Source organism: Streptomyces sp. (assembly GCF_035644915.1).
In the GTDB taxonomy this organism is placed as follows: domain Bacteria; phylum Actinomycetota; class Actinomycetes; order Streptomycetales; family Streptomycetaceae; genus Streptomyces.
This window is the reverse complement of the sequence record NZ_DASQNP010000082.1, coordinates 93,544-101,115: the sequence shown is the minus strand read 5'-3', so window position 1 is coordinate 101,115 and position 7,572 is coordinate 93,544. Positions and strand designations below refer to the sequence as shown.

Annotated in this window: 5 protein-coding genes; 3 read left to right on the top strand and 2 right to left on the bottom strand. The window is 76.3% G+C overall.

All coding sequences use genetic code 11. The features are described from left to right. Window positions 1-182: 182 nt before the first annotated feature. The 3 genes from VE546_RS09925 (at window position 183) to VE546_RS09915 (ending at window position 3,143) form a co-directional block, all read left to right on the top strand. Entirely contained in the window at window positions 183-509 is a 327-nt protein-coding gene (locus tag VE546_RS09925; protein WP_324920759.1) for a hypothetical protein, read from the top strand. Window positions 510-573: 64 nt separating this feature from the next. After that, a complete protein-coding gene (locus VE546_RS09920; RefSeq protein WP_324920770.1) occupies window positions 574-1,617 on the top strand; it encodes a DUF6745 domain-containing protein in 1,044 nt (347 codons plus the stop codon). A 719-nt stretch (window positions 1,618-2,336) separates the two neighbouring features. After that, window positions 2,337-3,143 carry an SGNH/GDSL hydrolase family protein gene (locus tag VE546_RS09915; protein WP_324920757.1) on the top strand — a complete coding sequence of 269 codons (807 nt, stop codon included), beginning with the start codon at window positions 2,337-2,339 and terminating at the stop codon, window positions 3,141-3,143. On the opposite strand, the gene VE546_RS09910 is transcribed toward VE546_RS09915, so the two are convergent. Together VE546_RS09910 and VE546_RS09905 are read right to left on the bottom strand one after the other, a co-directional pair. Beyond that, entirely contained in the window at window positions 3,116-4,492 is a 1,377-nt protein-coding gene (locus VE546_RS09910) for an SWF or SNF family helicase (protein ID WP_324920768.1), read from the bottom strand. The genes VE546_RS09915 and VE546_RS09910 overlap by 28 nt on opposite strands. A gap of 53 nt (window positions 4,493-4,545) precedes the next feature. Further along, the gene (locus VE546_RS09905) at window positions 4,546-7,506 is read right to left on the bottom strand and encodes a DEAD/DEAH box helicase (protein ID WP_324920767.1); all 2,961 of its coding nucleotides are present in this window, start codon (window positions 7,504-7,506) and stop codon (window positions 4,546-4,548) included. Window positions 7,507-7,572 lie beyond the last annotated feature (66 nt).

Genomic DNA, 7,572 nt, shown 5'->3' with positions numbered 1-7,572 from the left:
TGCCCGTGGATGGTCATGGGGCGCTTCTCCTGACTCTGGTCGCGAGGTGCGGATCTTTCTACCAACCGCCACTGACAACGCCGTGTGCGGGCCCGGTTCTGAGGCGTTGTCAGACCCCTGCCCTAGCGTTTCCGATCACCGCCGCCGGACGGTCCGGCGGCGGACACCGAGGGGAGAGAACCGTGTATCGGCAGGGGGACGTACTGATCGTGCCGGTGGACGAGGAGGCGCTGCCGGAGCACGTGCCGGGGCGGCCCGGCCTGCCCCGGGACGCGCGGGGGCGGATGGTGCTCGCCCTGGGCGAGGTCACCGGGCACGCGCACGCCGTGGTGGGGCCGGGGAAACTCGTGCGGGAGGCGGGCCCGTTCGGGCCGATGCTGCTCCATCTCCCCGACGGCGGGCGGGTGGTGCACGAGGAGCACGCCGCGATACCGCTGCCCAGGGGCTGGTACCGGGTGGTGCGGCAGCGGGAGTACGTCCCGGGCGCCGTGCGGATCGTCGCGGACTGAAGGAGGCGGTGGAGCGGTGACGGTGACGAGTGCGGCGGTGGACGCGGTGACGGAGGGTGAACCGGTGGACGGGACGGGGGAGTTCGAGCGGTGGCGCCGGATCGCGGCCGAGACCGCTCCGGCCGACCGGGCCGCCGCGGAGGCGGGGGTGCGGCTGGCGTACCGCGCGGCCGGGCTCGCCGGGCCGGAGCGGATCGTGTGGGCCGGCTCGCCGCGCGCGGCCGTGGCCGCCGTGATGGAGCTGGAGGGAGCGGGGCGCAGCGTGCGCCGGGAGGTTCGCACCCTGCCCTGGGCCGCGGAGCGGGAGCGGCTGCACCGGCGGCTGGGGCCGGCGGGGTGGACGGCGCACTGGGCGCGGACGGGCGCCCGGCTCTGGGAGACCACCCGGTCCCTCGTCGAACGCATCCGCAGCGGCGTCGTCGAGGAGCTGGCCGCCTCACCGGAGGAGGAGGCCGCGGTGCGACTCGTCCTGCTGGACGCGGTGCTCGGCCAGCACGACGCGCCCTGGCTGTCGGCCTTCGGCGCGGGTGACGGCGGCGACGGCGCCGGTGACGGGGACGGTGCCGGGCCCCTCGACGGCCTGGCGGCGGTCGCCCGTGCGGCCGGATGGTGGTGGCCCTACGAGCGGGTGGCGGTCGTCGCCGAACGCCCGCGGGAACTGCACCGCGACGAGGCGGGCCGGCTCGACCGCGGCGACGGCCCCGCGCTGCTCTTCCCCGACGGCTTCGCCCTCCACGCCTGGAAGGGCATGCCGGTCCCGGCGGACTTCCTCGCCGGGCTGGCCACCCTCACCCCCGAGCGGATACGCCGGGAGGAGAACGCCGAGCTGCGCCGCGTGATGCTGGAGCACTACGGCTACGACCGGTACCTCGCCGAGTCCGGCGCGCGGCCGGTCCACCGGGACTCCACCGGTGTCCTGTGGCGGATCGACCTGGAGGGCGACGAGCCCGTGCTGACGGTGGAGGTCGTCAACTCCACGCCGGAGCCGGACGGCACGTACCGCACCTACTGGCTGCGGGTGCCGCCGACCACCCGGACCGCCCGGGAGGGCGTCGCCTGGACGTTCGGCCTGCACCCCGACGCGTACGAGCCGCTGGTGCAGACCTGACCGTCCTCGGGGCCACACGGCGGAGGGGGTGAAGGAGGACCGGGCGGGTCCGCCCCCGTAGGGGCTACGGGCTTCCCGGTCCCGCCACGGCGTGCGCGTGCCCGGCTCCCCGCCGCCGGGGCCGGGACGGGCGTGGTGCACGGCGCCCTCGAAGCGCGGCACGCGCTCCCCGTCCGCCCCCGTCCGCCGGTTCGGAGCCGTCCCGGGCGGACTCCGTGTCCCCGCCCGTACCGCTGGCGGTCCGCGACGGCCGGAAGGGCCGCGTCCCGCTCGGTCCGGCAGTCGGCCGCCGGGTGCCGCGCGTCGCCCGCCGGAGTCCGCGCGCCGGGCACGCGCACGCCGTGGCGGGACGGGGGGACCGCGGCTCGGCACCACCCCCCTCGCGGCACGTGCGCCTCTTCGGCCCCCGGCTGCTTCAGGCGGTCGGATTCAGGTGGTCGGATGGCGCCCGTTCGGGGGCCTGCCGTCGCTCCCGGCTGTGTCCCGCGCGCTCCGGCCGCCCCTGTCCGGGAGGGCCCGGGCGGGGCCGGCGGATTCCCATGGCCGCACATCTGGTGGAGCGTCAGGAAAAAGGGCGTTACCTGAGGGGGCGTCAACCAGTTGTTCAACCGAGTGTTGGATCTGTTTTTGGCATGAACACTTCCTGAAAGTGTTCCGCACTGCTACTACGTAGTAGGCACACCCCAGCTCCCCCCATCCTCCCCATCTCAGGAGGTTCCATGAAGCTGCCCCGTCTCGCGTCCTTGGCGGCCACACTCACGGCCCTCGCCGGACTCGCCCTCGGCGGCGCGGGCGTGGCCGCGGCCCAGGAAGCCGCCGCCACCTCCTACGTCGCGCTCGGCGACTCCTACTCCTCCGGAGTCGGCGCCGGCAACTACGACAGCGCCAGCGGTTCCTGCAAGCGCAGCTCCAACGCCTACCCGGTGCTGTGGAAGAACAGAAACGCGCCCGGCTCCTTCTCCTTCACCGCCTGTTCCGGCGCCAAGACCACCGACGTCATCAACAACCAGCTCGGCCCCCTGAACGCGGGCACCACCCTGGTCAGCATCACCATCGGCGGCAACGACGCCGGGTTCGCCGACGCCATGACCACCTGCGTCCTGCAGGGCGAGAGCGCGTGCGTGGCGCGCATCAACGAGGCGCGCACGTACATCGCCAACACCCTCCCGGCACGGCTGGACGCCGTCTACAGCGCCATCCGCGCAAAGGCGCCCAACGCCCGGGTGGTCGTGCTCAACTACCCGCGCTTCTACAAGCTCAACGGCAGTTGCGTGGTGGGCCTCAGCGAGACGTCGCGCGCGGCCATCAACGCCGCCGCCGACCACCTCAGCGACGTCATCGCCAAGCGCGTCGCCGACCACGGCTTCACCTTCGGCGACGTCAGGGGCCCCTTCACCGGCCACGAGATCTGCTCCGGTGACGCGTGGCTGCACAGCGTCGACTGGCTCAACATCACCAACTCGTACCACCCCAAGGCGGCCGGCCAGTCCGGGGGCTACTACCCCGTGATGGAGAACCTCGCCTGATCCGGACCGGAGCGCCCGGACGGCTCCGGCCGCTCCGGCACTCCCGACAGCTCGGCCAGAACGGCGGCCGGATCGTGGCCCGCGGGACCCGCGGGCCACCACCGGCCCCGCTCCCTCCGGTACGGCCACCAGCGCCCGTCACGCCCGAGGCGGAGCTGGAGGCCCGCACCGACCACCGTCCACCGGTTGCGCGTGACGCGCAGCCGCGGCGGCCCCTCCTCCTCGCGGTCCTCCTCGCGGTCGCCCCACCGGCCGCCCTCCGCCCAGGCCGCCGCGATCTCCTCCCGGACGCGCGCCGCCGCCCCGGAGGGCGGATCCCACTCCTCCTCCAGGGCGGCCAGCGCCTCAAGACCGCCGAACTCCCAGGCGCGCACGGCCGCCTCCAGCTCCGGCGCCGTACGCCCGCACCCGGCGGCCAGCCGCGCGGCGATGTCCGCCCCCGGCCGGGCGGCGGCCAGCCGTACCGCGTCCTGCCACCGGGTGAGCGGCGCGGGCACGGCGGTGTCGGCGTGGCCCGGGGCCAGCGCCTCGGCCAGCAGCCGCCGCGCGGCGACGGCCGTCCGCGCCGCCAGGAACTCCAGCGCCGCGGCGTCCACCCCGGGCTCCGGCGGAGTGCCGCCGCTCAGCGACGCGGGGCCGCCCGGTTCGGCGGGCAGGGGCGGCGCATCGGGCAGCGGGGGCAGGATCGCCCCCAGAGCATAGGCCTCCCCGGCCGGTACGCCCGCCGGCCCCCGCCCGGCCGGCGACGCGGCACCGCCGGCCCGCGCCGCACGTTCCGCCAGCGCGGCGCTGCGCCGCTGCACCTCCTCCAGCAGGGTCCCCTCGTCCCGCCCCCGCATCAGCAGCAGCAAGTGCGGGTCCTGGTCCAGCAGCCGCGCCAACTGGTAGGACAGCGCCGCGGTGTGCGGGCAGTGGTCCCACACTCCGCAGTCGCACTCCGGCTCCAGGTCGCCGATGCCCGGCAGCAGGGCGACGCCCGCGGCGTCCGCGTCCTCCACCAGCCGGGGCGGCAGGTCGCGGTCGAGCAGCGCGGCGATGTGGCCGGCCTCGTCGGCCACCACGTCCAGCAGCCGGTCCCACTGTGCGTCGTCGAGTTCCTGCACCAGCACGTCGCAGCGGCGGCGCGTGCCGTCGCGGTCCCGGACGACCGCGGTGACCCGCCCCGGCCGGACCGACACCGCGCCGACGGCCCCCGCACGGGCGTACTTCCGGCCCTGCCTGAGCTGTTCGGAGTCCAGGGCGGTGTCCTCCAGCGCCCTGAGCCAGGACCGCCCCCACCAGGTCTGTGCGAAGCCGCCCCCGCGGGCGGGCGGCAGTGCCTCGAAGACGCGTTCGCGCGTCCGGTCCATTCCGTCCTCCTCGCCGTCGTCGGCTCCGTTCACCGCCTCTTTCACCGCCCCGCTCACCGCTCGCCCCCGCGCAGTGCGACGAGATCGGCCAGCTCGGCGTCGGTCAGTTCGGTGAGGGCGGCCTCGCCGGAGCCCAGCACGGCGTCGGCGAGCGCCTGTTTGCGGGCGAGCATCCCGGCGATGCGGTCCTCGATCGTGCCCTCGGTGACCAGCCGGTGCACCTGCACCGGGCGGTCCTGTCCGATGCGGTACGCCCGGTCGGTGGCCTGCGCCTCGACGGCCGGGTTCCACCAGCGGTCGAAGTGCACGACGTGCTCGGCCCGGGTGAGGTTGAGGCCGGTTCCGGCCGCCTTCAGGGAGAGCAGGAGGACCGGCACCTCGCCGCTTTGGAAGCGGGCCACCATCTCCTCGCGCCGCCGCACGGGAGTGCCCCCGTGCAGGCACTGCGTGCGCACCCCGCGGTCGGCCAGGTGACGCTCCAGCAGGCGGGCCATCCGCACGTACTGCGTGAAGACCAGGACGCTCGCTCCCTCACTGAGGATGGTGTCCAGCAGCTCGTCGAGGAGTTCCAGCTTGCCCGAGCGGCCGGCCAGGCGGGGGTTCTCCTCCTTCAGGTACTGCGCCGGGTGGTTGCAGATCTGCTTGAGCGCGGTGAGCAGTCCCACGACCCGGCCGCGGCGGGCGAGACCCTCCGTCCCGGAGATGTCCGCCAGTCCCTCGCGGACCACCGCCTCGTACAGCCCGGCCTGTTCCGCCGTCAGCGCGACCGCGCGGTCGGTCTCGGTCTTGGGCGGCAGCTCGGGGGCGATGCCCGGATCGCTCTTGCGGCGGCGCAGCAGGAAGGGGCGCACCAGCCGGGTGAGCCGCTGCGCCGCGGCGGGATCCCCGTCCGCTCCCGCGCCCCTCTCCACGGCGTCGGCGTGGAGCCTGCGGAAGGTGCCCAGGCGGCCGAGGAGCCCGGGGGTGGTCCAGTCGAGGATGGCCCACAGCTCGGAGAGGTTGTTCTCCACCGGGGTGCCGGTGAGCGCCACCCGTGCCCGGGCCGGGATGGCGCGCAGCCGGCGGGCGGTCGAGGAGAACGGGTTCTTCACGTGCTGCGCCTCGTCGGCGACGACCAGCCCCCAGTCGACGGCGGCGAGGCCGTCGGCGTCGAGCCGCATGGTGCCGTACGTGGTCAGGACGAACCCGTCGCCGGGCGGGTCCGACAGGTCGCGGCCTGCGCCGTGGTGGCGGCGCACGGGGGTGCCGGGGGCGAACCGCTCGATCTCCCGCTGCCAGTTGCCCAGCAGCGAGGCCGGGCAGACCACCAGGGTCGGTCCGGCGGACCCGGGATCGCGCTGTCGGTGCAGGTGGAGCGCGATGAGGGTGACGGTCTTGCCCAGGCCCATGTCGTCGGCGAGGCAGCAGCCCAGCCCGAGCGAGGTCATCCGGTGCAGCCAGTTCAGGCCGCGCAGTTGGTAGTCGCGCAGGGTCGCGGCGAGCCCGGGCGGCTGGGGAGCGGGGTCGGGGTCGGGGCGCTCGGGATCGGCGAGCCGGTCGCGCAGGGCCTCCAGCCAGCCGGTGGCCCGTACCTCCACCGCCGGTTCGTCTCCGTCCCCGTCCCGGCCGGCGGCACCGGCGGGGACGGTACCGGTCAAGGCGGCGCCGAGGGCGTCGAGCGGGGTGACCTTGCGGTCCCGGCGGCTCCGGGCGCGGCGGACCGCCTCCGGGTCGAGCAGGACCCACCGGTCGCGCAGCCGGACCAGGGGCCGTCCGGCCTCGGCGATCCGGTCCAGTTCCTCCCGCGAGAGCTCCTGGTCGCCGATGGCGAAGCGCCAGCTGAAGGAGAGCAGGGCGTCGGCGGAGAGCGGGGAGGACGCCCGGGATGCCGCGGTGGGAGCGTCGCCGGGGTCGCCGCCGGTCCCGGTGTCCTCCGGGCCGACGACCGCGCGGGTGGTCAGCGTGGTGGCCAGCTCCCTCGGCCAGTGCACCGTCAGGCCCGCGGCCCGCAGCGCGCGGGTGACCGGCGCGCCGAGGAGTTCGGCGACCTCCTCGTCGGTGAGGTCGACGGCCTCGGGGACGGTCGCCGACAGCAGCGGGGCCAGCGGTTCCCACGCGGCGGCGGCCCGGCGCAGGGTGAGCAGCGCGTCGGCGCGGGCCCGCGGGCCGAGGTCCGCGGCGGCCGGGGAGGCACCGGACCACAGCTCGGCGGCGTCGGCGACGAGGGCGGGGTCGGCGGGATCGTGCACCTGCAGGACGGCCCGGAAGCGCGGGGCGGACCCGGTGCCTCCGGAGCCCTGGGCGGAGCCCGTCCCGGTGAGGCCGGAGACCTCCACGCGCAGCGAGAGCCGTACGCCCGCGTCGTGCCCGGCGGCGACGTCGGCCGCCCAGGCGCGCTGTTCGGGCAGGTGCTGCGGGGCGTCGGCGGCGAAGGCCGGGCCGCCGGCGGCGAGTTCGGCCGCGGGGGTGCGGGGGAGCGTGTCGGCCACGGCGTCGAGGAAGGCCCGCAGCAACCGCTCCGGCTCCGGCAGCCGCGGCTCCCCGGGGCCGGCGGAGGACTCCCGCGGCAGCGGTACGGCGTGGGCGTGCGGCGGCATGGCGGCGGCGAGGTCGCGCAGCCGGCCGAGGTCGGCGGGGTCGAGGGGGCCGAGCCGCCAGGCGTCGTGGTCCAGCGGGCTCAGGCCGGGCAGCAGCCGGCCCCGGGCGGCCAGTTGGAGGGCCTGCAGCGCCGCCGCTCCCCAGAAGGCGGGGGCGCCCTCCCGGCGCGCGGCACGGATCCGGGTCAGCAGGGGCAGGGCGTCGGCGACGGACAGCACCAGCGCCGGTACGGTCCGCGGGCGCACCCGGCCGTCGGCCCCGGGAAGGACGACGGCCAGCTCCTCAAGCGGGTGGTCGCCCGCGGTCGGCGGCTCGCCGTCCGGGTGCCAGAACGCGATGCGGCCGCGGCGCGGCGGATCGCCCGGGAGGAAGACGGCCGCGCAGTCGGCGAGCAGGGCGGGCGGCGGGTACGGCGGGGCGGGCGGCGGGTACGGCAGGGCGGGCGGAGACGGATGAGGAGAGGGGAGCGGGGTCGGGGTCGGTGCCACGGACGGGGCCACGGT

What these genes read in the sequence shown, in the direction of transcription:
- VE546_RS09910 (WP_324920768.1), bottom strand. Translation starts at nt 4,492, where the DNA reads ATGGACCGGACGCGCGAACGCGTCTTCGAGGCACTGCCGCCCGCCCGC.
- VE546_RS09915 (WP_324920757.1), top strand. Translation starts at nt 2,337, where the DNA reads ATGAAGCTGCCCCGTCTCGCGTCCTTGGCGGCCACACTCACGGCCCTC.